Annotated in this window: 22 protein-coding genes; 13 read left to right on the forward strand and 9 right to left on the reverse strand. The window is 75.3% G+C overall.

What is annotated here, in order from left to right; all coding sequences use genetic code 11:
- Positions 1–62: 62 nt before the first annotated feature.
- A complete protein-coding gene (locus tag VM242_16405) occupies positions 63–659 on the reverse strand; it encodes a YceI family protein (GenBank protein HVM06740.1) in 597 nt (198 codons plus the stop codon).
- A 69-nt stretch (positions 660–728) separates the two neighbouring features.
- Here VM242_16405 and VM242_16410 point away from each other — a divergent pair, with 69 nt between their 5' ends.
- Positions 729–1,511, forward strand: coding sequence for a PIG-L family deacetylase (locus tag VM242_16410; GenBank protein ID HVM06741.1), 783 nt, complete (start codon positions 729–731; stop codon positions 1,509–1,511).
- Between the two features lie 207 nt (positions 1,512–1,718).
- The gene (locus VM242_16415) at positions 1,719–2,654 is read left to right on the forward strand and encodes a sigma-70 family RNA polymerase sigma factor (protein HVM06742.1); all 936 of its coding nucleotides are present in this window, start codon (positions 1,719–1,721) and stop codon (positions 2,652–2,654) included.
- 111 nt (positions 2,655–2,765) lie between these two features.
- Here VM242_16415 and VM242_16420 read toward each other — a convergent pair whose 3' ends face one another.
- Together VM242_16420 and VM242_16425 are read right to left on the reverse strand one after the other, a co-directional pair.
- Positions 2,766–3,752: a trypsin-like peptidase domain-containing protein gene (locus VM242_16420; protein ID HVM06743.1), complete on the reverse strand. Its 987-nt coding sequence runs from the start codon at positions 3,750–3,752 to the stop codon at positions 2,766–2,768.
- On the reverse strand, positions 3,749–4,660 hold the full coding sequence (locus tag VM242_16425; GenBank protein ID HVM06744.1) for a S1C family serine protease: 912 nt from the start codon (positions 4,658–4,660) through the stop codon (positions 3,749–3,751). The genes VM242_16420 and VM242_16425 overlap by 4 nt, the downstream gene beginning before the upstream one ends.
- Before the next feature lie 55 nt (positions 4,661–4,715).
- Here VM242_16425 and VM242_16430 point away from each other — a divergent pair, with 55 nt between their 5' ends.
- Genes VM242_16430 through VM242_16445 form a run of 4 tightly spaced genes read left to right on the forward strand, consistent with a single transcriptional unit; the run spans position 4,716 to position 8,141 of the window.
- Complete coding sequence (locus VM242_16430; protein HVM06745.1) at positions 4,716–5,207, forward strand: helix-turn-helix domain-containing protein; 492 nt, start codon at positions 4,716–4,718, stop codon at positions 5,205–5,207.
- Between the two features lie 46 nt (positions 5,208–5,253).
- Positions 5,254–6,198, forward strand: coding sequence for a cation diffusion facilitator family transporter (locus VM242_16435; GenBank protein ID HVM06746.1), 945 nt, complete (start codon positions 5,254–5,256; stop codon positions 6,196–6,198).
- A 30-nt stretch (positions 6,199–6,228) separates the two neighbouring features.
- Positions 6,229–7,182, forward strand: a complete 954-nt coding sequence (locus VM242_16440) for an ABC transporter ATP-binding protein (GenBank protein HVM06747.1) — start codon at positions 6,229–6,231, stop codon at positions 7,180–7,182.
- Positions 7,179–8,141, forward strand: coding sequence for a hypothetical protein (locus VM242_16445; protein ID HVM06748.1), 963 nt, complete (start codon positions 7,179–7,181; stop codon positions 8,139–8,141). The genes VM242_16440 and VM242_16445 overlap by 4 nt, the downstream gene beginning before the upstream one ends.
- A gap of 29 nt (positions 8,142–8,170) precedes the next feature.
- Here VM242_16445 and VM242_16450 read toward each other — a convergent pair whose 3' ends face one another.
- Complete coding sequence (locus VM242_16450; GenBank protein ID HVM06749.1) at positions 8,171–8,317, reverse strand: hypothetical protein; 147 nt, start codon at positions 8,315–8,317, stop codon at positions 8,171–8,173.
- Positions 8,318–8,408: 91 nt separating this feature from the next.
- Complete coding sequence (locus tag VM242_16455) at positions 8,409–9,449, reverse strand: DUF3048 domain-containing protein (GenBank protein ID HVM06750.1); 1,041 nt, start codon at positions 9,447–9,449, stop codon at positions 8,409–8,411.
- 67 nt (positions 9,450–9,516) lie between these two features.
- On the opposite strand from VM242_16455, the gene VM242_16460 reads away from it, so the two are divergent.
- A complete protein-coding gene (locus tag VM242_16460) occupies positions 9,517–10,560 on the forward strand; it encodes a DUF3048 domain-containing protein (protein HVM06751.1) in 1,044 nt (347 codons plus the stop codon).
- Between the two features lie 204 nt (positions 10,561–10,764).
- Here VM242_16460 and VM242_16465 read toward each other — a convergent pair whose 3' ends face one another.
- Positions 10,765–11,562 (reverse strand): sigma-70 family RNA polymerase sigma factor, encoded by a 798-nt coding sequence (locus tag VM242_16465; protein HVM06752.1) that lies wholly within the window; start codon positions 11,560–11,562, stop codon positions 10,765–10,767.
- A gap of 218 nt (positions 11,563–11,780) precedes the next feature.
- Positions 11,781–13,553 (reverse strand): DUF2207 domain-containing protein, encoded by a 1,773-nt coding sequence (locus VM242_16470; protein HVM06753.1) that lies wholly within the window; start codon positions 13,551–13,553, stop codon positions 11,781–11,783.
- A 67-nt stretch (positions 13,554–13,620) separates the two neighbouring features.
- On the opposite strand from VM242_16470, the gene VM242_16475 reads away from it, so the two are divergent.
- From VM242_16475 to VM242_16490, 4 genes are read left to right on the forward strand one after another with little or no spacing between them, the layout of a single operon-like run.
- Positions 13,621–14,580: an AAA family ATPase gene (locus tag VM242_16475; protein ID HVM06754.1), complete on the forward strand. Its 960-nt coding sequence runs from the start codon at positions 13,621–13,623 to the stop codon at positions 14,578–14,580.
- A gap of 17 nt (positions 14,581–14,597) precedes the next feature.
- Positions 14,598–15,578, forward strand: a complete 981-nt coding sequence (locus tag VM242_16480) for a DUF58 domain-containing protein (protein HVM06755.1) — start codon at positions 14,598–14,600, stop codon at positions 15,576–15,578.
- Complete coding sequence (locus VM242_16485; GenBank protein ID HVM06756.1) at positions 15,569–17,503, forward strand: transglutaminase-like domain-containing protein; 1,935 nt, start codon at positions 15,569–15,571, stop codon at positions 17,501–17,503. Before VM242_16480 ends, VM242_16485 begins: the two co-directional genes overlap by 10 nt.
- Before the next feature lie 50 nt (positions 17,504–17,553).
- Entirely contained in the window at positions 17,554–19,044 is a 1,491-nt protein-coding gene (locus VM242_16490; GenBank protein HVM06757.1) for a metallophosphoesterase, read from the forward strand.
- Between the two features lie 2 nt (positions 19,045–19,046).
- On the opposite strand, the gene VM242_16495 is transcribed toward VM242_16490, so the two are convergent.
- The gene (locus VM242_16495) at positions 19,047–19,433 is read right to left on the reverse strand and encodes a VOC family protein (protein ID HVM06758.1); all 387 of its coding nucleotides are present in this window, start codon (positions 19,431–19,433) and stop codon (positions 19,047–19,049) included.
- A gap of 90 nt (positions 19,434–19,523) precedes the next feature.
- Here VM242_16495 and VM242_16500 point away from each other — a divergent pair, with 90 nt between their 5' ends.
- Positions 19,524–20,099, forward strand: coding sequence for a YceI family protein (locus tag VM242_16500; protein HVM06759.1), 576 nt, complete (start codon positions 19,524–19,526; stop codon positions 20,097–20,099).
- On the opposite strand, the gene VM242_16505 is transcribed toward VM242_16500, so the two are convergent.
- Positions 20,096–20,383: a hypothetical protein gene (locus VM242_16505; protein ID HVM06760.1), complete on the reverse strand. Its 288-nt coding sequence runs from the start codon at positions 20,381–20,383 to the stop codon at positions 20,096–20,098. The genes VM242_16500 and VM242_16505 overlap by 4 nt on opposite strands.
- 114 nt (positions 20,384–20,497) lie before the next feature.
- Between VM242_16505 and VM242_16510 the strand changes: the two genes are divergently transcribed.
- Complete coding sequence (locus tag VM242_16510; GenBank protein ID HVM06761.1) at positions 20,498–20,716, forward strand: amphi-Trp domain-containing protein; 219 nt, start codon at positions 20,498–20,500, stop codon at positions 20,714–20,716.
- Positions 20,717–21,066 lie beyond the last annotated feature (350 nt).

Raw genomic sequence — 21,066 nt, forward strand, 5'->3', positions numbered from 1 at the left:
GCCGGCGAGACCCGCCTCACCGGGCGCACCAAGCTGTCGCACTCCGACTTCGGCATCAAGCCCTACTCCAAGATGGGCGTGCTGAAGATCAAGGACGAGGTGGACGTCGAGGTCTCCGTCGCCCTGCCCTCGGCGTCCACCTCGTCCTTGATCTTCAGCACGCCCATCTTGGAGTAGGGCTTGATGCCGAAGTCGGAGTGCGACAGCTTGGTGCGCCCGGTGAGGCGGGTCTCGCCGGCAGCCTCCTGCACCGTCACGTCGAGCGTCACCGGGCGGGTGCTGCCGCTGACGGTGAGGTCGCCCTTGAGCGCCAGCGAGGGGGCGTTGCCGCTGACCGCAGTCGACCGGAAGGTGATCTCCGGGTACTTGCCCGTGTTCAGCGTCTTGTCGGCGTTCTGGGCGATGTCGCCCCGGTCCTTGTCCGACAGCGGCTTGACGCCGCCGCTCGCCTGGACGATCTCCAGCGAACGGGGGTCGATGGACACCTCGATGGTGGTGGCCGAGGGGTTGTCGGCGTCCACCGTCACCGTCCCCTGCCACTTGGTGGCCTCGAGGACGAGGTCGTGGCCGGCCTTGGCGCCCATGCCGCCGACGTAGGTGCTGACGGTCACCTTCCCGTTCTCCGGGCCGATGCCGTGGCTTCCGCTCTTGATGGTCATGGCCGGCGATCCTAACCAGGGCTCCCTCGGCGGCTCCAACCGGCCGGTCCCGCGCTCTATGGTCGGCGCGTGGCCGGCTCCGACCGCGGGGCGGTGGTGTTCCTCCACGCCCATCCCGACGACGAGGCGATCTTCACCGGCGGCACGATCGTCAGGTTGGCGGCCGCCGGGTGGCGGGTCGTCCTCGTCGTGGCGACGGGTGGCGAGCTGGGGTTCCCGGTCGGCGACGGTGACGACGACCGCCTCCGCAGCCACCGCATCGACGAGACCCGGGCGGCGGCCGAGATCCTCGGCGTCTCCCGGGTCGAGTTCCTCGGCTACCGGGACTCCGGCATGGCCGGGCACCCCGACAACGGGCACGCCCGGGCCTTCGCCAACGCCGACGCCGTCGCCGTCGCCGAGGTGGTGGCCGACGTGGCGACCGAGGAACGGGCGGCCGCCCTGGTCGCCTACGACGACCACGGGATCTACGGGCACCCCGACCACGTGAAGGTGTGGGAGGTCGCCACGGCGGCCGTCACCCGGGCGGCGGTGCCCGTCCTGTACGAGGCGACCGTCGACCGGGAGTACCTCCACTTCGTCGAGACCCACCTGGTGGTGGAGGCGGGCGGGCACCGGCGGGAGCTGGGGTTGGCGGGGACGGCGCTGGGCGTCCCCACCGTGGCGGTGTCGACGGTCGTCGACGTGCGGGACGTGCTCGACGTCAAGCGCCGGGCCATGGCCGCCCACGCCAGCCAGATCCCGGAGACCACGTCGTCGATGCAGCTCCCCACCGAGGCATTCGCGGCGGTGTACGGCTACGAGTGGTACGTTCGCCAGGGGGCCCCGGGTCCCCTCGAAAGCCTCGTTTGAGACATCTTGACGACACCGGAGACGGTTTCCGGCTGGCACAACCCGCCCGCGACTGGGAAGATTTATGTCGAGCCGCCGGCTCGTGCGTGCCTCCGGGACCCATTCCGCTCCCCCGGTGCCGTTGATCCCCCGCCCGGCCCGATCGCCGGGCCCGGGAACCCGAGGCGACCGGCGGAGCGTTCGAAGCAGCTGACGAAAAGACGGACTATGGCATCCCGCGAAGACCACGATTCCAGCGAAGACCTCCTGCACGTCTACCTGAACGAGATCGGCAGCCACGAGCTGCTGACCAAGGCCGACGAGCAGCGTCTCGGCACGGCCATAGAGGCCGGGCGGGCGGCGTCCGAGGAGCTGGCCGCCAACGGCCCCATGACGGCGCACCGCAAGCGCGAGCTGCGCCGGGCGGTGCTCGCCGGCCAGCGCGCCACCGAGCGGTTCATCCAGGCCAACCTCCGCCTGGTGGTCTCGATCGCCAAGCGCTACCAGTCGTCCGGCCTGCCCCTCCTCGACCTGATCCAGGAGGGCAACTTCGGCCTGATCCACGCGGTCGAGAAGTTCGACCACAAGAAGGGCTTCAAGTTCTCCACCTACGCCACGTGGTGGATCCGCCAGGCCATCCAGCGGGGCGTCGCCAACACCGCCCGCACCATCCGCCTCCCCGTCCACGCCGGCGACACCATGGCGCGCGTCCTGAAGACGCAGACCCGCCTCCAGATGGAGCTGGCCCGTACGCCGACCATCGACGAGGTGGCGGCCGAGCTGGGCGTCACCCCGGCCAAGGTGGTCGAGGCCCTGCGCTTCCCGAGCGAGCTGCGCTCGCTGTTCGAGCCCCTGGGCGAGGACCGCGACGCCGAGCTGTGCGACGTCGTGCAGGACCCCGACGCCGCCTCGCCGGCCGAGGAGGTCCTGGCCGCCGTGATGCCGGCCGAGATCAACCGCCTGCTGTCGATCCTCGACGAGCGGGAGCGGGAGATCCTGCGCCTCCGCTTCGGCTTCGACCGCAGCGGCCCCCAGAGCCTGGGCGAGGTCGCCGAGCGGCTGAACCTGAGCCGGGAGCGCATCCGCCAGATCGAGTCCCGCGCCATGTCGAAGCTGCGCCACCCCTCGGTCGACACCGGCGCCCGGGAGCTGCTCACCGGCTGACCCCGGGTCCGGGGCCCCGCCGGGCAAGCTTCTCGCACCAGGAATCGACCGTGGGCGGTCGATTCCTGGTGCGAGAACGACCGGGCCGGTGCCGCACCGGCCGGCTGACGCTCAGGTCCGCAGCTCCTCCGGCGTCACCTCGGTGGTCTCGACGCGACCGTTGCGCACCACGGTGACCGTCACCGGCCTGGCGATGCGGGCGGACACCATCAGGCGCTGGAGGTCGCCCACGTCCTCCACCGGCACGCCGTCGAGCTCGACCACGATGTCCTCGGGACGCAGGCCGACGGCGGCCGCCGGGCTGCCGGCCACCACCGAGACGATCTCCAGTCCCCGCTCCCGGCCGACGACGCCGGCCGCCCGGGGCGGGAGCGGCCGGGTGCCGCCGGCGATGCCAAGGTAGGCCCGCCGCACCCGTCCCTCCGTCATCAGCGAGGCGACGATGCCGCGGGTGGTGGCGTTGACGGGCACGGCCATCCCCAGCCCCTGTCCCACCATGGGACCGACCAGGGCCGTGTTCACCCCCACCACCTCGGCCGACGCGTCGGCCAGCGCACCACCCGAGTTGCCGGGGTGCAGCGAGGCGTCGGTCTGCACGACGTTCTCGACGAGACGGGTGTGGCGGCCGGCCCGCGCCGCCATCGAGCGTCCGAGCCCGCTGACCACGCCGGCGCTCACCGACCCGGCGTACCCGAGCGGGTTGCCCACGGCGACGACCAGCTGGCCGACCCGCAGGCGGTCGGCGTCGCCCAGGACGGCGGGCGCCAACCCGTCGGCGGTGCACCGCACCACCGCCAGGTCGGACAGCGGATCGGTCCCCACCACGGTGAACTCGTGGTCGGCGCCGTCGGCGAACGAGGCGGTCCCGCCGGCCGAGCCGTCGACCACGTGGGCCGACGTGAGCAGGAACCCGTCGGGCGTGATGACGACGGCCGAGCCCGACCCGGCGGGCACCCGCCCGCCCGGCACCCGGCGCACCACCCGGAGGCTGGCGACCGACGGGAGCAGGCGGTCGGCGACGGCGGTGACGACGCGGGAGTAGGCGTCGAGGGGCGCCTCGACGTCGTACGGGCGGGGCACCGCGGTCGCCGCCGTCACGCCGACCCCTCGTCCGCCGCCCCGTCGCCCAAGCGCACGACGACGGCCAGCTCGTCGACGCCCCGCACCACCGTCAGGGAGAGCGAGTCGTTCTCGCCCAGCCCGTCCAGGGCGGCGTGGAGGTCGTCGATCCCGGCCAGGGCCCGGTCGCCGGCGGCGACCAGCAGGTCGCCCTCCCGGAGGCCGGCCCGGGCGGCCGGGCTCGCGTCCTCGACGCCTCGCACCAGGAGGCCGTCCCGCTCGGGCAGGCCGACGGCCCGGCGCAGGTGGGCGGCGGCCCGGGGCGGGGCCAGGGCGAGGCCGAGGTGGCGGCGGGAGGGTGCCTCACCCCGGGCCAGCGCGTCGATCCGGGCGTCGAGGTCGGCGTCGGCCGGCAGGGCCAGGTAGAAGCCGTCCCCCAGGCGGTTGGTGCTGATGCCGACCAGCCGGCCGCCGGCGTCGACCACGGGGCTGCCCGACGACCCCCGGGGCAGCGGGGCGGTGTGCTCCACGCTGCCGGTGATGCGTCGCCCGCGGGGCCCCCGGAAGGCCTGGCCCACCGACGACACCACGCCGAACGACAGGCGGGGGGCGCCCGCCGCCCCCGGGGTCACGGCGAACACGGGCCCGCCCGGGCGGGGCTCACCGGGCGCCCGTTCCAGGGGCACCACGTCGCCCGTGTCGGCCTCGAGCACGGCCAGGTCGCCGTCGACGTCCACCCCCTTGACGCTGCCGACCTCCACCCGACCGCCGGCGAAGGTCACGGTGGCCTGGGGACCGCGCAGGTTGTGGGCGTTGGTGACGACCACCCCGGGGCGCACCACCACGCCCGCGCCCCGGCCGCCGCCCCTCCCGATCCGCACGACCGCCGGGCCGACCCGGTCCGCCACCTCGCCGGCCGCCCGCTCCAGCTCCTCCAGCACGCCCATGGTCTGCTCCTTACTTCTTTTTCGCTAGTCACTTGTCAATTGCTACCATACACCGGTGCGGCCACCCGAGGGAACGGCGAAGATGGGCGGGATGCCGCCGCCGCCCGACCAACCGCCCCCGCCGCCGCCCGCCCAGCCGGCCGGGTCGCCGCTGGAGCGGGCCGTCGCCCGGGTGGGCGACCGCTGGAGCCTCCTCCTCGTCTCGGCGCTGCTCGGCGGGCCCCGGCGCTTCGGCGAGCTCCAGGAGTCGGTGGCCGGGATCGCGCCCAACGTGTTGAGCCAGCGCCTCAAGCACCTCGAGCGCGAGGGGGTCGTGGTCGCCGAGGCGTACTCGCTGCGCCCGCCCCGGTTCGCCTACCGGCTCACCGCCGCCGGCCAGGACCTCGCCGGCGCCCTCCGCCTCCTCGCCCAGTGGGGTGCGATGGGCGACGACGCCAGCGCCGTCCACCGCCCGTGCGGGACGAGCCTGGAAGCCACGTGGTGGTGCCCGACGTGCCAGCGCCCGGTGGAGGGGCCCGACGACGAGGGCGGCGTCACCTACGCCTGACGCCGGCTCCCCGGCCCGCCACCCCCCGTCCCGTAGGATCCCGCCGGTGCAGGAAGGAAGCAAGAAGGCCGTCGTCGCCGCGCTCCTGGCCAACTCGGGGATCGCCGTGGCCAAGTTCGTCGGGTTCCTGGCCACCGGGGCCTCGTCGATGCTGGCCGAGGCGGTGCACTCGGTGGCCGACGCCGGCAACCAGGGCCTCCTGCTCCTGGGCGGGGCGCGCGCCAAGCGCCTGGCGACGCCCGAGCACCCGTTCGGCTACGGCCGGGAGCGGTACTTCTGGTCGTTCGTCGTCGCGCTCGTCCTGTTCACCCTGGGCTCGATGTTCGCCCTCTACGAGGGCCAGGAGAAGTTCCGCCATCCCCACGAGCTGCAATCGATCTGGTGGGCCGTGGGCATCCTCGCCGTCGCCATCGTCTTCGAGGTCTTCTCCCTGCGTACCGCGGTCCACGAAGGCAGGCGGGCCAAGGGCGACGCCTCGTGGTGGTCGTTCATCCGCCGCTCGAAGACCCCCGAGCTCCCGGTGGTCCTGCTGGAGGACATCGGCGCCCTGGTCGGCCTGATCCTGGCGCTGACGGGCGTCGGCCTGGCCGAGCTCACCGGCAACGCCAAGTGGGACGCGGTGGGGACGCTGTCGATCGGCGTGCTGCTCGGCGTCATCGCCGTGATCCTGGTGATCGAGATGAAGAGCCTGCTGATCGGCGAGGGGGCGGCCCCCGACGTCGTCGACCGCATCAGCCGGGCCCTGACCGCCGACGCCAAGCTGCGCCGGGTGATCCACATGCGCACGCAGCACCTGGGCCCCGACGAGCTGCTGGTGGCGGCCAAGATCGAGGTGGACGGCGCCCTCAGCCTGGGTGAGGTGTCCGCCCTGGTCAACGAGGCCGAGGCCCGGGTCCGGGGTGCGGTGAAGGACCGCTGCGTGATGTACCTGGAGCCCGACGTCGGCCGGCCGGAAGCGCCCGAGCCCGAGCCCGAGCCGGCCGCCGGCTGACACGCTCGCAGGCCTCGAGGGAGCCCCGCCGTGAACGTCATCGAGACCGAGGGGCTGCGCAAGGTCTACCGGCGGCTGCGGGGCCCCGAGACGGTGGCCGTCGACCGCCTCGACCTGGCCGTGCCCGAGGGCGGCGTCTTCGGCTTCCTCGGCCCCAACGGCTCGGGCAAGACGACCACCATCCGCTGCCTGCTCGGGCTGGTGCGCCCGTCGGCGGGGACGGCGCGCCTTCTCGGCGCCGACGTCGCCACCGGCCTGCCGGGCGTCGCCGGCAAGGTGGGGTCGATCGTGGAGGCGCCGGCCCTGTTCCCGACCTTCTCGGGCCGCCGCAACCTCACCCTGCTCGGCCGCCTGGAGGGCATCGGCCCCAAGACGGTGGACGACGCCCTGGAGCGGGTGGGGCTGGGCGAGCGGGGTGGCCACCTGGTGCGGACCTACTCGCTCGGGATGCGCCAGCGCCTGGGGATCGCCGCCGCCCTACTCAAGGACCCGGCCGTCCTCGTCCTCGACGAGCCGGCCAACGGGCTCGACCCCGCCGGGATCAAGGAGATCCGCCAGCTCGTCCGCCGCCTGGGCGACGAGGGGCGCACCGTGTTCGTGTCCAGCCACCTGCTCACCGAGATCCAGGCGACGTGCGACCGGGTGGCCATCCTCACCAGGGGCCGGTGCGTCGCCGCCGGCCCCGTCGACGACGTCCTCTCGGCCGGGCGGACGGGGACCATGGTCGCCCGCCTCGCCGACGTGGCGGCCGGGGCCGCCGCCCTGGTCGCCGCCGGCATCGGTGCCCGGGTGGTTGGTGACGCCGTCCACGTCGACCTCCCCCCGTCGGAGGCGGCCCGGGTGAGCGAGACGCTGGCCGCCGCCCGCCTGTGGATCACCGAGCTGCGGCCCCAGGCGGTGAGCCTGGAGGACGTCTTCCTGGAGCTGACGGGCGAGCTGACGGGCGAGCCGACGGGCGGGCCGACCGGCGAGGAAACGGCGTGAGGACGCTCCTCGAGGTCGAGATGCGCCGGTGCCTGGCCCGGCGCCTCACCCGGTTGCTCATCGGCGTCGCCGTCGTCGCCAGCGCCGTGACGGGCGTCGTGACCTTCGTGAACACCGAGGAGTACTCGCCGGTGGGCTCGCCCGAGCGGGTGGCGGAACGGGCGGAGGCGATCGCCCGGTGCGAGAGGTCGTTCGGCGGCGAGCCCATCGACGGAGGTCCGGTGATCCTCGGCGAGGGTGGCCGCCGACTCTCGCCGCAGGACGTACGGGAGCTGTGCCGGGGCGCTGTGCCGACCGACCTCGAACAGAGCCTCCACCTCACCGACCTGTGGAGCGCCACCGGCGACGGCGACTCGGTGTGGGCCGTCACCTCGGTGTTCCTCGGGATCGGCGCCCTCATCGGCGCGGCGTCGATGGTGGGCGCCGAGTGGAAGGCGGGCACCTTCACCACCCTGCTGACGTGGGAGCCCCGCCGGGTACGGCTGGCGGTGGCCAAGCTGGCCGCCGTCGCCATCCTGGCCGCCGTCGTGACCATCCTGCTCCAGCTGGTGCTGGCCGCCGCCCTGTTCCCGACCATGGCGCTCAAGGGCACCACCTCGGGCGCCGACGGCGAATGGCTGCGGGCCGCCGCCGGCGGCCTCGGGCGCAGCGGCGCCCTGGCCGGGCTGGCCGCCGTCACCGGCGCCGGGGTCGCCATGGTGGGGCGGAACACGGCCGCCGCCCTGGGCGGCGCCTTCGCCTACCTCGCCGTCGGCGAGAGCATCCTGCGGGTGTGGAGGCCGGCCCAGTCGCGCTGGCTGCTGGGGGAGAACGCCACGATCTTCCTGACCGGGCGGCGCCTCCAGGGCGCCCCGTTCGAGCGCCCGGTGGCGTTGGCCACGGTCACCCTCGTGGGCTACGCCCTCGCCATCGCGGCGGCCGCCGCCGTCAGCCTGCGCAGCCGCGACGTCGCCGGCTGAGATACCCGCCCCCGCGGGAGCCGCACCGGTCAGTCCAGCTTGGGGGCCCGGCCACCCGTGGGCTTGGCGCCCTCCATCCCCTCGTCGCCCTCGCGCTTGCCGCCGCGGGCCTCGGGGTCCGCCGCTGCCGGGTCGTCGGTCATGGGCTCGTGTGTCTCGGGGTCCACCTTGGGCATGCCCGTCTCCTCTCGCTCGATCGGTTTCGTGCCCCGAGTCCTTCCCGCGGGCGGCGGCCGGCAACCGCCGCGGCTCTTCCCGGCCGGCCCGTCAGGTCACCTGGCCGGCCCCGACCGGCGTCAGCTCGACCCACGTCGTCCCCGGCGTGAGACCCACGGGTGCGCCGGCGGCGTCGGTGTAGGCGGTGACGGCCTCCGCCGTCGGCTTGGACCACCGGCCCTTGACCACCTTGCCGTCGCTGAACACCCAGGCCTCCCCCTGACCGACCAGCTCGGCCTCGTCGACCACGGCGCCGGACGCGTCCCGCTGCCCGGTGTCGCGGTAGGTGACGAACTGCACGACCAGGTTCTCGGGCGTCACCTGGGCGCCCGCCGAGTCGACGTGGGGTGTGCCGTCCTGTGACCGCTTCCACCCGCCAGCCGCCGCGTCCCAGGCGTAGTCGACCCGGGTGGTGACGTTCTTCCCGCGGTACTCGACGTGCACGCTGCCGGCGGCGTCGCCGCCCGCCGCCTGCCCGGCCGCCCGGTAGGTGAACAGGGCGGGCGGGGCCTTCGAGCCCTCGGGCGCCCGCTTCACCAGCGCCGAGGTGTTCGAGAACAGGTTGTAGGGGGCGGGGCGCCCGCTCTGGCGCCGGTAGTCGCCCGAGGCCTTGTTGAAGCCGACGTCCACCAGGGGGGCGGCGTTCACCAGCGCCTGGAAGGCGGCGTTGGTGCCGGCGTAGGCGAACAGGGGGCGGTTGAGCGGCGTGACCAGGGCCACGTCGGTGGAGCGGGCCGAGCGCACCGGGCCGACGGGGTCGGCGTCGTTGGTCTGGAAGATCGTGAACAACCGGGTGATGCCGTCCTCGACCTTCTCGACGACGACCACGTCGGCCTGGTTTATGCCCGACTGGGGCCGGCCCTTCGGCGCGTTGTCGAGCTTGACGACCAGGGCGATGCGAGCCCGGCGTCCGGCGTCGGCCTGGGGCAGGCCGGTGAGGGGCGCCACGTCGCCGGCCGGGGCGGCGACCGTCGTGCCCGGGGCGGCGGTCGTCGTGGCGGCGGCGAGATCCCCGTCGTCGTCGTCGCCGCCGCAGGCGGCGACGACCAACGAGGACGCGAGGAGGACGGAGGAGACGGATCGGCGTCGCATGGGACCATCCTCGCAGAGGCCCGCCGCGGGCTGGCCCCGGGCGCCGCCGCCCGCCTAGACATGTCGCATGCGGAAGCGCCCGGGGGCCCCCATCCGACTGCTCGCCACGACCGCCGCCGCCGTCGTCGTGATGGCGGCCGCGTGCGGGGGGGGCGGCGGCGGCGGCGAGACGGCGGACGAGACCCGCCCGGAGACGACGACCACCACCACGCCCGTCCCGGCGCCGCTCACCGGTGTGATCCTCACTGACGGCAACGTGGCGAAGCGGCCGGCCATCAACATCAAGATCGACAACGGGCCCCAGGGCCGGCCCCAGGCCGGGATCGACAAGGCGGACGTCCTCATCGAGGAGAAGGTGGAGGGCGGCATCACCCGCTTCGTCGCCGTCTTCCACTCCGAGGACGCCGACCCGGTGGGGCCGGTGCGCTCGGTCCGCTCGACCGACATCGCCCTGGTCACGGCCATCGGCGGCGTGTTCGTGTTCGCCGGCGGCATCCCCGAGTTCGAGCGCCAGGCCAGGGCCCTCCCACTGACGGTGGTCAGCGAGAGCGTGTCGGCAGACGGGTTCAAGTACCCGGCCGACAAGAGGCGGCCGTACAAGACCTACACCGACACCGCCACCCTCCGGTCGATGGCGAAGGACCACGACGAGCCGCCGCCCGCGCTGTTCGACTTCCTGGGGACGGGCGAGGTGTTCAACCCGGCCGGCGTCGTTCCCGCCACCAGCGCCGACGTGCCTTACGGGCGAACCGCCTTCAAGGTGGAGTTCGACGTCGCCTCGAACACCTGGAAGCGCTCCACCGACGGACGCCCACACGCCACTGCGGGCGGTGGCCAGCTGGCCTTCGCCAACGTCATCATCCAGCGGACGAGCTACCGCCCGACGCCGTTCAAGGACCCGGCGGGGAGCGTCGTCGACGAGGCCGTGGTCGTGGGGAGCGGCGACGCCGTCATCCTCTCCCAGGGCCGCCAGGTGCCGGCGCGCTGGACCAAGCCGTCGGCCAACGCGGTGACCACCTACACCGACGCCGTCGGCAACCCCATCAAGCTGACCCCGGGCCGGACGCTGATCGCGCTGCCGCCGGCCGACGCCGCCATCTCCGTCACGTAGCGCTTCGACCTGACCGGAAAATGCACCGCGGCGGAGCCGGCGAAGAAGACCAGGGCGGACGCCCGGTTCCTCGGGCCCCACGGCGAAAGAGCAAGGCTGCCCACCGTGAGGACCACCCAGGCGGCGGCAGCCGACGCCGCCGTGATGGCCACCGGGATCGACCGGCGTGCCACTTGGCGCGGCGCGATGCGGTGCACGACGGGGTCAGGCTTCCCGGGCGGGTGCCACCACGTCCACCGCGGCGGGCAGGACCCGGCGGAGGACGGTGCCGATGTCGCGCAGCTCGACGACGCGGTGCCGGCACGTCTCGCAACCGGCGAGGTGGGCCTCGACCCGGGCCAGGTCCCGGGCCGAGAGGCCGTCGCCGACGTAGGCGCCCAGCCGGTCCACCGTCTCCCGGCACGAGCGCGCCGCGCCGGGGGCGACGTGGGCCTGGAGGTAGCGCTGGCGCAGGCGGGCGCGGGCCCGCACCGCTCGCTGGGCGGTGGCGTTGGGGCTGATCCCGAGCAGGGCGGCGGCCTTGCGCATCGGCATCGCCTCCACCTCGGTGAGGTAGAGCACGGACCGCAGGTGGCTGGGGAGGCCGGCGAACGCCCGCGCGACCAGTTCGGCGTTCTCCACCGCCACCACCCGCTCGGAGGGCCGGGTGCTGAGGGCCGGCGACTCGTCGCCCCTCACGTCGCCCTCCCACACGGTCCGGGCGTTGCGCCGGACCTGGTCGATGGCGGCCCGACGGGTGGCGGTGACGAGGTAACCGACGAACTCCACGCCCTCCGGGTAACGACCGGCCCGGATGACCCGGAAGACGTTGGCGAACGCCTCGGAGACGGCGTCGGCGGCGTCGTCGGCGTTCGCCGCCACGCCCCGGGCGACCGTCCGGGCGCGGGGGCCGTGGCGCCGGTAGAGCTCGGCGAAGGCCGCCTGCACGCCGTCGGCCGCCCGGCTGACCAGCTCGGCGTCCGTCACCGTGCGCGCGTCGCGCTCGGCGCCCGTCGCTCTCATCTCCACTTCGCACCGGACCATCGAGTCACGACCGCCTCCAGGCCCCCACCCAGGGCACCAAGGGGGACGACTGTCGCCGCACCCTTCTTTAACACGCCGCCCCTGTCGACCGGCGGTCCCCCTCCATCGGCGCGCGACGCCGCCGGGTTGACGCGAAACCGTCAGGGTCGACGCGGCCGCCCGATCCACCCCGGAGCGACATCGCCGCCACGCCGCGCTCACCACGAGCCGCCCGGCGTCGACGCGATGGTGCCGGCCGTGGTCACCGTGAAGCCGTCCATCGACGACGAGAAGGACGAGGCGGTGAACCCGTCGGCGCCGGCGTACCAGGCGACCTCGGGCAGCTCGCCGTCGAGGCCGGCGAAGGCGTTGGCCCACTTCTCGGTGCAGCCGAAGACGATGGCGTACGGCAGGTACTCGGAGAACAGGTGCTCGCGCTCGGCGAAGCGGGCCCGCTCCTTCTCGGAGTCCTCGATGAACCGGCGGAACCCGGCGACCCGCCGGACGACGGCCGTCCCCCGGCCCGTGCGGCGCGGCATCCGGCTGGCGCCGGCGACGAGCAGCAGCCCGCCGAGCACCACGGGGACGGGGACGATGCCGGCCCGGGTGTACCGGGCCGCCAGGTACACCAGGCCGGCACCCACGGCCATGACGAAGACGCCGATGACGCGCCACCGGGTGCGGATGTGGTCGGGCCGGTCGGGGAACCACCGCCGCTCGACGGCGTCGTCGTAGAGGGCGTCCTGCACCGTCTTCAGCCGCTCGGCGAACGTGTCGCGCAACTCCGACATCTCGACCATCCCGTCGCTCGCCTTCTCGAAGAGCGCGTCGAGGAGCAGCCGCTCGTAGCGGAGGAGGTCGCCCCCGTCCTTGGCGAGCCGGACCAGTCTCCAGTCCGCTTTGCCGAACAACCGCTTCTTCTCCACCTCGTCGATGCGCAGGTACCCGCGCACGGCGAGGTCGACGATGGTGGCGACCACGTCCAGCGCGCTGGCGTGCTCGTCCACCACGGTCCCGACCTGTCCTGCCCTCACCCCGTCGGGCGGCGCGAGCTCCACCGGTGTCCCCGGCCGCTCCATCACGGGCACGGGCTCCTCGCGGTCGCCCTCGGCGCCGAAGACGACGTCCACGTGCGAGCCGGCGTAGCGGCGGTCGCGCCCGGTGCTCCATGCCAGCGCGGCGAAGCCGGCGGCGACGACGGCGAGCAGGGCGCCGGCCGACGCCACCGTCGCCGGGGTCACCGAGAACGCCCGCTGCGGGGACCACCGCTCCTCCAGGCGCGGCTGCGGTGCGGGCACCACCCCCGCCGGGATGGCGGCCACGACGGTGAGCCCCTCGAACGCGCCGAGGGCGTCGTGGGTGAACCGGGCGGTCGCGCCGTCGGAGCGGGCGGCGGCGCACGGCAGAGAGGACCCCTCGGGCCCGGCGAAGCACGCCACCTGGAGGATCGTCGTCGGCGCCACCACGGTCACGGAGGCGCGCTCGACGGGGACGCTCCACTCCGCCCCGACGGCGTTCCAGTACAGCTCGTCGTGGTCGTCGAAGCCGTTGAGGGCGGCCTCGACGCGGTAGCCGATGGTGTAGGTGTGCGCTCCGGTGATCGTCCGGTCGGGGTCGCCGATGCGCAGCGTCACGTCCCCACCGCCGCGCTCCACCCGGTACTCGTCGGGCGTGCCCGGCGAACCCTCGACGGAGACGACCTCCACCGGGTACACGCGGTCGTAGCGGTGGTCGTAGCGGAGCCGGACCGGGATCGTGCGCAGGATGCCGTGGCGCTCCTGCGTCCCGAAGTCGTAGGCGATCACCTCCCGGACGTCGAGGTCCCCGTCGTCGTCGATGCGCAGCTCCACCCGGTAGTCGCGGATCCGCGCCCCGGAGCCCTGGGCCGCCGCCGGGTGGGCAGGGGGCGCGACGGCCACCATCGCCGTCGCCGCCACCGCCGCCAGGGCCGCCGGCACGGCGGCGGCGAGGACCCGTCGGAGCGGTGCCACGGCCGTCGAGCGTACCGGTGGGGCGGCCCGGCGCCCCGGAGCGGTGCCGGTGGCCGAGAATGGGCGGGTGACCGCCACCGCGTCCCTGCCCGCCCCCGCCGCCGCGGCCGCCGTCGCCCGCGCCCTGGTGGACAACGTGGCCGGCGTCGTCCTCGGCAAGCGCGACCGCGTCGAGCTCGTGGTGGCCGGCCTGCTGTCGGGCGGCCACGTGCTGCTGGAGGACGTCCCCGGCGTGGGCAAGACGCTGCTGGCCCGCAGCCTGGCCCGGTCCGTCTCCGGGTCGGTGGCCCGCGTCCAGGGGACGGCCGACCTCATGCCGTCGGACATCACCGGGGTGAACGTCTACGACCCCGGCACCCACCAGTGGGCGTTCCACCCCGGCCCCGTGTTCAACAACGTGGTGCTGCTGGACGAGGTGAACCGCACGACGCCCCGGGCGCAGTCGGCCCTGCTGGAGGCGATGGCCGAGGGCCAGGTGACCGTCGACGGGGTGGGCCACCCGCTCCCCCGGCCCTTCTTCGTGATCGCCACGCAGAACCCGTACGGGGACGCCGGCACGTTCCCGCTGGCCGAGGGGCAGAGCGACCGCTTCGCCCTCATCGTGTCCCTCGGCCTGCCCGGCCGGGAGGCCGAGCGGGCGGTGCTGCGGGGCGACGGCGGGATGCCCGCCCTCGACTTCCTCCAGCCCGTCGTCGACGGTGCCGGCCTGGTGGCGGCGGTGGCGGCCGTCGACGCCACCCACGTCGACCCCGCCGTCGCCGACTACGTCCTCGACGTGGTCGACGCCACGCGCTCCCACCCCGACCTGGACCACGGCGCCAGCCCCCGGGCGGCCCGCACGCTGCTCCAGGTGGCCAAGGCGAGGGCGGTGCTGGCAGGACGGGAATTCGTGGCGCCCGACGACGTCAAGGCGGTGGCCGTCGCCGTCCTGGCCCACCGCCTGGGCGTGGTGTCCAGGCGGGGCACGGACGAGGCCCGGCGGCTGCTGGAGGACGTCCTCGCCACCGTCGCCGTCCCGGCCGTGTAGCGCCCGCGTCCCGACCGGTGCCGCCGAACCCCGCTGAGCCGCCGACGGCGGCCTCCCGCCAGCGCCACCTGGGAGGCACGGGCGCCACCGCCCCGGTGGTCGCCCTGGCCGTCGCCGGCCTCGGCGTGGCCAGCGCCGGCGACGCCCGCCTCGGGATGCTCGTCGCCGTCCTCCCCGCCACCGTGCTGGCGCTGGACGTGGTCGTATCCCTGCAGGCGACCAGGCGGCTCCGCATCGCCGCCACCGTCGACCGCTCCGACGTGGTCGTCGGCGACCGGTTCACGGTGACGCTCACCCTCACCGGCCCCCGGCTCCCGGTGCGCCTCGCCCTCCCCGGCGGGACCTCCTCGGAGGCCACCGTCGCCACCCCTCCCGCCACCGGGCCGCTCCACGGCGTGGCCGAGGCGCGCGGCGTGATCCGGACCCTCACCCTCGAGCCGGTGGCCGCCGGCCTGTGCGCCATCGTCACCTGCACCCGCACCCACCACGTCCCGCTCGCCCGCCCCCTGGAGATCGGCCCCCGGCCCATCGACCCGGGCCAGCCCTTCCCCGACCTCGGGGGCGGGTGGGGCGAGGGCGCCGTGGTGCAGGCGCCGGCGGGCGACGTCGTGCGGGGCGTGCGGGCGTACGTCCCCGGCGACCGCCTCCGCCAGGTGCACTGGCGGGCGACCGCCCGGCTGGGCGAGCTGGTGGTCAAGGAGGCGGACGAGCCCCAGGCGCCCGCCCTCCACCTGGTCGTCGACCTGGGCGGCGGAGGCCAGGCGGGCGAGGACGCCGCCGGCCGGGCCGCCTGGTGGGCCCGCCAGGCCCTCCTGCGGGGCCATCCCCTGGTGATGACGACGGTCGAGGAGGGCCGCACGGTCGTCGCGCCGGCGCCGGTGCCGCTCGCCGTCAACCGGCGCCTGGCCCGGGCCGGGCCGGGCCACCCCGACGTCCCCCGTGTGCCACCGCCGGCCCGGGTGCTGCTGGTGACGGCCGAGGGCGACTCGTGGCGCTGATCGCCGCCGCCGCGGCGTGGGCCGTCGCCGTCGCCGCCGCCGTGGCGGTCGAGGGCCACCGGGTCGGTGGCGTGGTGGTGCCGCCGATCGCCTACGCCGTGGGCCTGACCGTGGTCGCCCTCGCCGCGCTGGCGGGGCCGCCCCGCCGTGAGGTCTCGGTCCCCGCCGGCTGGCGCCCCCTGCTCGGCGGCGGGCTCATCTTCGGCGCGCTGTACGTGTTCTCCGGCTCCGGCGGCGCCCCGGGCGACGGGCTGACCGCCGTGCCCGCCTTGGCCGGCCTGCTCGTACCGGCCGTCGCCGTGCTGTGGCCCCGCCCGGCATCCGTGCGGGGCGCGGTGGCCCTGTCGGTGTTCAGCCTCCTCGCCCGCGGGACGCCGGCCACCGCCCACCCGCTGGCCCTGGCGGCGATGATCGGCGCCGCCGCCGTCGCCCTGGTGGCCACCAGCCGGGTGGCGGCGGCCGCCGGCCGGCCCCTCGACCCGGCGGCACCGCCCGCCGCCCCCCGCCGGGTCGGCGCCGAGGCGGCCGCCGTCGCCGCCGTGCTGGTCGTGGCCGCCCTCCTCTCGACGCTCGTGGACGCGCCGCCCCGGCCGGCGCCGCCGAGCTCGGGCGAGCCGGCCGAGCGCTCCGGCGGCGAGGCCGAGCCCATGCCCCTCGCCTTCGGGGAGACGCTCGACCCGGCGGGGCCGGGCTCTCGGCGCTCGGCGGACGTCCTCCTGCGCATCCGGGCGCCGCGCCCCGACGTGTGGAGGGCCGTCACCTACGACCGTTGGGACGGCAGGCGGTGGCGGCGCACCGCCGGCGGCCCGCCCGCCGTCGTCCCGGACGGCGCCCGCTTCGTGCCGGTACCCACGGCTCCGTTCCGCCCCGGGCCGGCCGAGGACGCCGACCAGCGGGTGCGGGTCGAGGCGTCCTGGGCGGAGGTGGCGGTCGGTGCTCCCCAGGTCCGGTACTTCGAGGTCCCGGGCGGCGCCGCCGTCTCCCCCGACGGGACCGTCCGGCTGGTCCCGCCCTTGGGCCGGGGCGCCACCTACCAGGCTCTCAGCCAGCGCCCGGTCACGACCGAGGCCGAGCTGCGGGCGGCCGGCGCCCACGTCCCCGAGGGGGGCCTCGCAGACCTGCTCGACCACACCACGGTCAGCGCCGAGGCGCGCGCCCTGGCGGCCGGCATCACCGCCGGGGCGCCCACCGCGTACGACAAGGTGCGAGCCCTGGAGCGGTGGCTGGGCACCAACGTGCGGGTCGACGACGACGCTCCCGCCGTGCCCCCCGGGACCGACCCGGTCGACGACGTGCTCTTCGGGCGGCGGGCGGGGCCGCCCGAGCGCCTGGCGGCCACGCTGGCCGTGCTGGCCCGCACCGTCGGTGTCCCGTCGCGCCTCGCTCTGGGGTTCCTGCCCGGCGAGCGACCGCTGTTCGGCGGCCAGTTCGTCGTCCGCGCCCGCCACGCCCACGCCTGGGTGGAGGTGCCCTTCACCGGCCTCGGCTGGCAGCGCTTCGACCCGACGGGGCGGATCGCCCGGGCGATGGAGGGCGATCCGCCCGCCGGGCGGCTGAAGCGCGTCCTCGCCCGCTGGTGGCCCGTCCTCGCCGGCCTCGTCCTCGCCGCCGTCGCCGTGGTGGTGGCGGTCCTCGCCCGGCGTCGGCGCCGGCGGCTGGCGACGCCCTGGGCCACCCGCTGCTTCGACCGCCTCACCCGGTTGGGCGCCCGACGCGGCCGCCCCCGACGGGCCGCCGAGACGCCGGCCGAGTACGCCGCCGTGCTGGCCGACGGGGTGCTCGCCGACGAGCGGTTGCGGGTCGTCGGCGAGATGGTCACCGCCGCGGCATGGTCGGGGCGCGAGCCGCCCGAGGAGTCCCGCCGGTGGGCCGACCAGGTCCTGGACGAGCTCACCGCATCGGGCCGGCGCACGGGGGCCGGTTGAGGGCCGGGGCCGCACCTTCGGGCCGTGGCGGGGACGGCCGACAACCGGCGGTGACGCCCGACGACGCCCGACCTCCGGCCGGAGGCCGCCGGCTGCGCCCCGTGGTGCGCCGGGCGGCCGGTCTCGCCGGCATCGGCCTTCTCGGCGCCGGCGCCGCCGTCGCCACCATCGGACTCACGTCGGCCACGTCCGGCGACGTCGGCCCCGGCACCGTCGAGGTCCGCGCCTCCGCCTCGCGCCATGGGGGGACCCGGCTGTCCCTGCCGCCCCTGGGGGCCGTCTCGGCCGACACCCACGCCGCCCCGTTGACGCTCGACGCCGAGGTGGAGCGGCTGGACGTCGAGGCGCTCCAGCGCGTGCTGTCGGCCCCCGACCCCCGCCGCGCCCTGGAGGCCGCCGTGCAGCAGGACCTCCGGCCCCTGCTGCGCAGCATGGTCCTGCGGTCGCTGGTGTTCGCCGCGCTGGCCGGGGCGGTCTCCGCCGCCCTGCTCCCCGGGCGCCGGCTCCACCACCTGCCCGCCGGCGCCGTGGGCGGCGCGGCGGCGGTGGCCGTGCTGCTCGCCGTCACCTGGCGGGGCTACGACGCGGCCGGGTTCGAGGAGCCGCGCTTCGAGGGGTCGCTCGCCCGCGCCCCGGCCGTGCTGCGCACGGTCGGCCGCCACGTGGAGGACCTCGCCGCCGTGCGGGAGAAGGTGTCGGTCCTGGGCAGCGAGCTCAGCTCGCTCTACGAGTCGCTGGCCGTGACCCCGGTGCCGCCGGCCGACGAGACCCGGGTCCTCCACGTCAGCGACGTCCACCTGAACCCGCTCGGGTTGGAGATCGTCCGCCAGCTGGCGGAGCGCTTCGACGTCGCCGCCATCCTGGACACCGGCGACCTCACGTCCTTCGGCTACCCCGTGGAGGCGCGCATCGCCGACCTCCTGGTCGACATGCCGGCGCCGTACATCGTCGTGCCCGGCAACCACGACTCCACCGAGGTGCGCACGGCGCTGGCCGGCGTGGCGAACGTGACGGTGCTGGACGGGACGACCGAGGTGGGCGGGGTCCGCATCCTCGGCGTCCCCGACCCGACCTTCACCGCCGACAACCAGGTGTCGCCCGGGGACGCCGACGCGGAGAAGCGGCGGCAGGCCGCCGAGGTGGGGCGGCGGCTGGACGCCGACGCCCCCGACGTCCTCGCCGTCCACGACCCCGTCCTCGCCTCACGTGCCTCGGGGCGGGTCCCCCTGGTCGTCTCGGGCCACGTGCACAAGCGGGGCAACCGGGTGGTCGACGGGACGCGCCACCTGACCGTCGGATCGGCCGGGGCCACCGGGCTCGGCACCTTCACGGTGGAGGGTGGCCGGGCCTACGAGGCGGAGGTCCTCACCTTCCGGGACGGGCGGCTGACCGGCATCGACTACGTGTCCATCCGGGGGATCGCCGGCAGCTTCCGGGTCGACCGGGTGGTGATCCCGCCGCCCGACACGGACGCGGCCGCCGGGTCGGCCACCACCTCCACCACGACGACGGCGCCGGCCACCCCGGCCCCGGGGGGCTGACCTCAGCGCCGGGAGGCGAGCGCCAGCAGGTTCCCGTCGGGATCCCGGAAGAAGGTCATCCACTCCTCCTGCCCGGGGGCGCCGAACCGGCCCTCGTCGTCACGGAAGATCACCCGCGGCTCCTCCTCGAACGCCACGCCCCGCCGCCGCAGCTCGTCGACGGTGGCACCGATGTCGTCCACCCGGAGGTACAGGGTGGCCGACGGCGCCGATCCCTCGAGCATGAGGCGGGTGCCACCGAGGCGGAAGAAGGCGAGGCCGGGCGGGTCGAACGTGGCGATCAGCTCGAGCCCGAGCACGTCGCGGTAGAACTCGACCGACCGCCGGAGGTCGCCCGCCTTCTGGGCCACCTGGTGCAATGGTCCGATGCCGAGGGGTCCCGCGCCCATGGCCCGAGCCTACGCACGGGGCGGTCCAGGTTCCGGCGGCGGCCGTCGGGGGTACCTGACCGAGGTTCGCGACACGAGGGAGATCGGACCATGCCCCAGCCTGCGCCCCTACGCACCTTCCAGGACGTCACCGTCCCCGAGGCGGGGACGTACGAGATCGACCCCTCGCACTCGGTCGTGGAGTTCGTCGTGCGCCACCTCGGCCTGGCCAAGGTGAGAGGCCGGTTCAACGAGTTCACCGGCGTCATCGAGGTGGGCGAGGACCCGACCGGGTCGCGGGTGGACGTCACCATCCAGGCGGCCAGCATCGACACACGCGACGCCAGGCGTGACGAGCACCTCCGGACCTCGGACTTCCTGGACGTGGAGAACCACCCGACGCTGGAGTTCCACTCGACGTCCGTCAGCCGCCGAGGCGAGGACTGGCGGGTGGAGGGCGACCTCACAATCCGCGGGGTGACCCGACCGGTGACCCTGGACCTCGAGTTCGAGGGGGCGATGCAGGACCCGTGGGGCCTCACCCGGATCGGGTGCTCGGCGACCACCGAGGTCGATCGGGAAGACTTCGGGCTGACCTGGAACCAGGCCCTGGAGAGCGGCGGCTTCCTGGTCGGCAAGCAGGTCCGGATCGAGCTCTCGGTGGAGGCCACCCGCAAGGACGCCTAGGGCCCCTCGCCGTCGAGCAGCCGCAGGCCGAGGACGGCGATCTCGGCCAGGGTGTCGCGGGCGTCGCCTCCCCACTCCGGCGGGCGCTCGGCCAGGAGCTGGGCGACCGCCATGAGGACGGCGCCCGTCTCGGGACCGGCCCCGATCCCGAGGCTGCACAGGCGCTCGCGCAGCATCACCTCGAGCACGTGCAGCTCGGCGCTCTCCCACGCCTGTAGGGACGCGGCCTGCCGGGCCACCATCTCGGCCAGCTCACGGATCGTCGGCTCGTCCCCGGGGCCCACCTCGACCTACCGTACCGGGCAAGTACGCCGGAAGTGGGTGTCGGGCCTCCGCGTCCCCCGGTCGGCCGCCGGCTCCTTCGCCGGTAGGATGGCCCGCCGACGACGGGAGGGCGCGTGGACCTGATCGAGCACACCAGCGAGGAGCGGATCGGGCGCGAGGCGGCCGCCGCCCGGCTGCGCGAGCTGGCCGACCAGCTGGCGCGCCACAACGAGGTCGCCTTCGTGCGGGAGGGGATCCGCTACTCGGTGAAGGTCCCCGACGAGGTCACGTTCAGCCTCGAGGTCGAGGTCGGGGACGACGGCTCGGAGATCGAGGTCGAGATCAGCTGGTGAGGTCACCGGCCGCCGGCGCCGGCCGGTGGTCGCCACCCGGGGAGCCGCGGCTCGAACCCGGGGTTCACGGTGGGCCGTAAGGGACTTGAACCCCTGACCCCTTGCGCGTCATGCAGTCGCAAGGCGTCCGCTGGCGGTTGCTACCGTCCGGTCGTCATGCCGTGACCTGCGGTTTCGTGCGACCAACGTTCGCCACCGTCCGCCGGCTGCCGCCACGTTTGGCTCCCCACTTGGCTCCCCTCGATTGCCCCTTCCCATCGCCCGAAACAGGGCGTACGGTCTGCACCCGACAACCAAGTGCCCCGGGCAGCGTGGCAAGACGCCACCCGGGGCGGCCAACACCCCTACCA

The organism is Acidimicrobiales bacterium, from assembly GCA_035540975.1.
In the GTDB taxonomy this organism is placed as follows: domain Bacteria; phylum Actinomycetota; class Acidimicrobiia; order Acidimicrobiales.

Bases quoted from the DNA above. Each gene is read 5' to 3' on its own strand.
- VM242_16500 (HVM06759.1), top strand. From the start codon at position 19,524: ATGCCCCAGCCTGCGCCCCTACGCACCTTCCAGGACGTCACCGTCCCC.
- VM242_16495 (HVM06758.1), bottom strand. From the start codon at position 19,433: ATGGGCGCGGGACCCCTCGGCATCGGACCATTGCACCAGGTGGCCCAG.
- VM242_16425 (HVM06744.1), bottom strand. From the start codon at position 4,660: ATGGGCGTGCTGGAGGAGCTGGAGCGGGCGGCCGGCGAGGTGGCGGAC.
- VM242_16465 (HVM06752.1), bottom strand. From the start codon at position 11,562: ATGAGAGCGACGGGCGCCGAGCGCGACGCGCGCACGGTGACGGACGCC.
- VM242_16450 (HVM06749.1), bottom strand. From the start codon at position 8,317: ATGCCCAAGGTGGACCCCGAGACACACGAGCCCATGACCGACGACCCG.
- VM242_16405 (HVM06740.1), bottom strand. From the start codon at position 659: ATGACCATCAAGAGCGGAAGCCACGGCATCGGCCCGGAGAACGGGAAG.
- VM242_16460 (HVM06751.1), top strand. From the start codon at position 9,517: ATGCGGAAGCGCCCGGGGGCCCCCATCCGACTGCTCGCCACGACCGCC.
- VM242_16415 (HVM06742.1), top strand. From the start codon at position 1,719: ATGGCATCCCGCGAAGACCACGATTCCAGCGAAGACCTCCTGCACGTC.
- VM242_16455 (HVM06750.1), bottom strand. From the start codon at position 9,449: ATGCGACGCCGATCCGTCTCCTCCGTCCTCCTCGCGTCCTCGTTGGTC.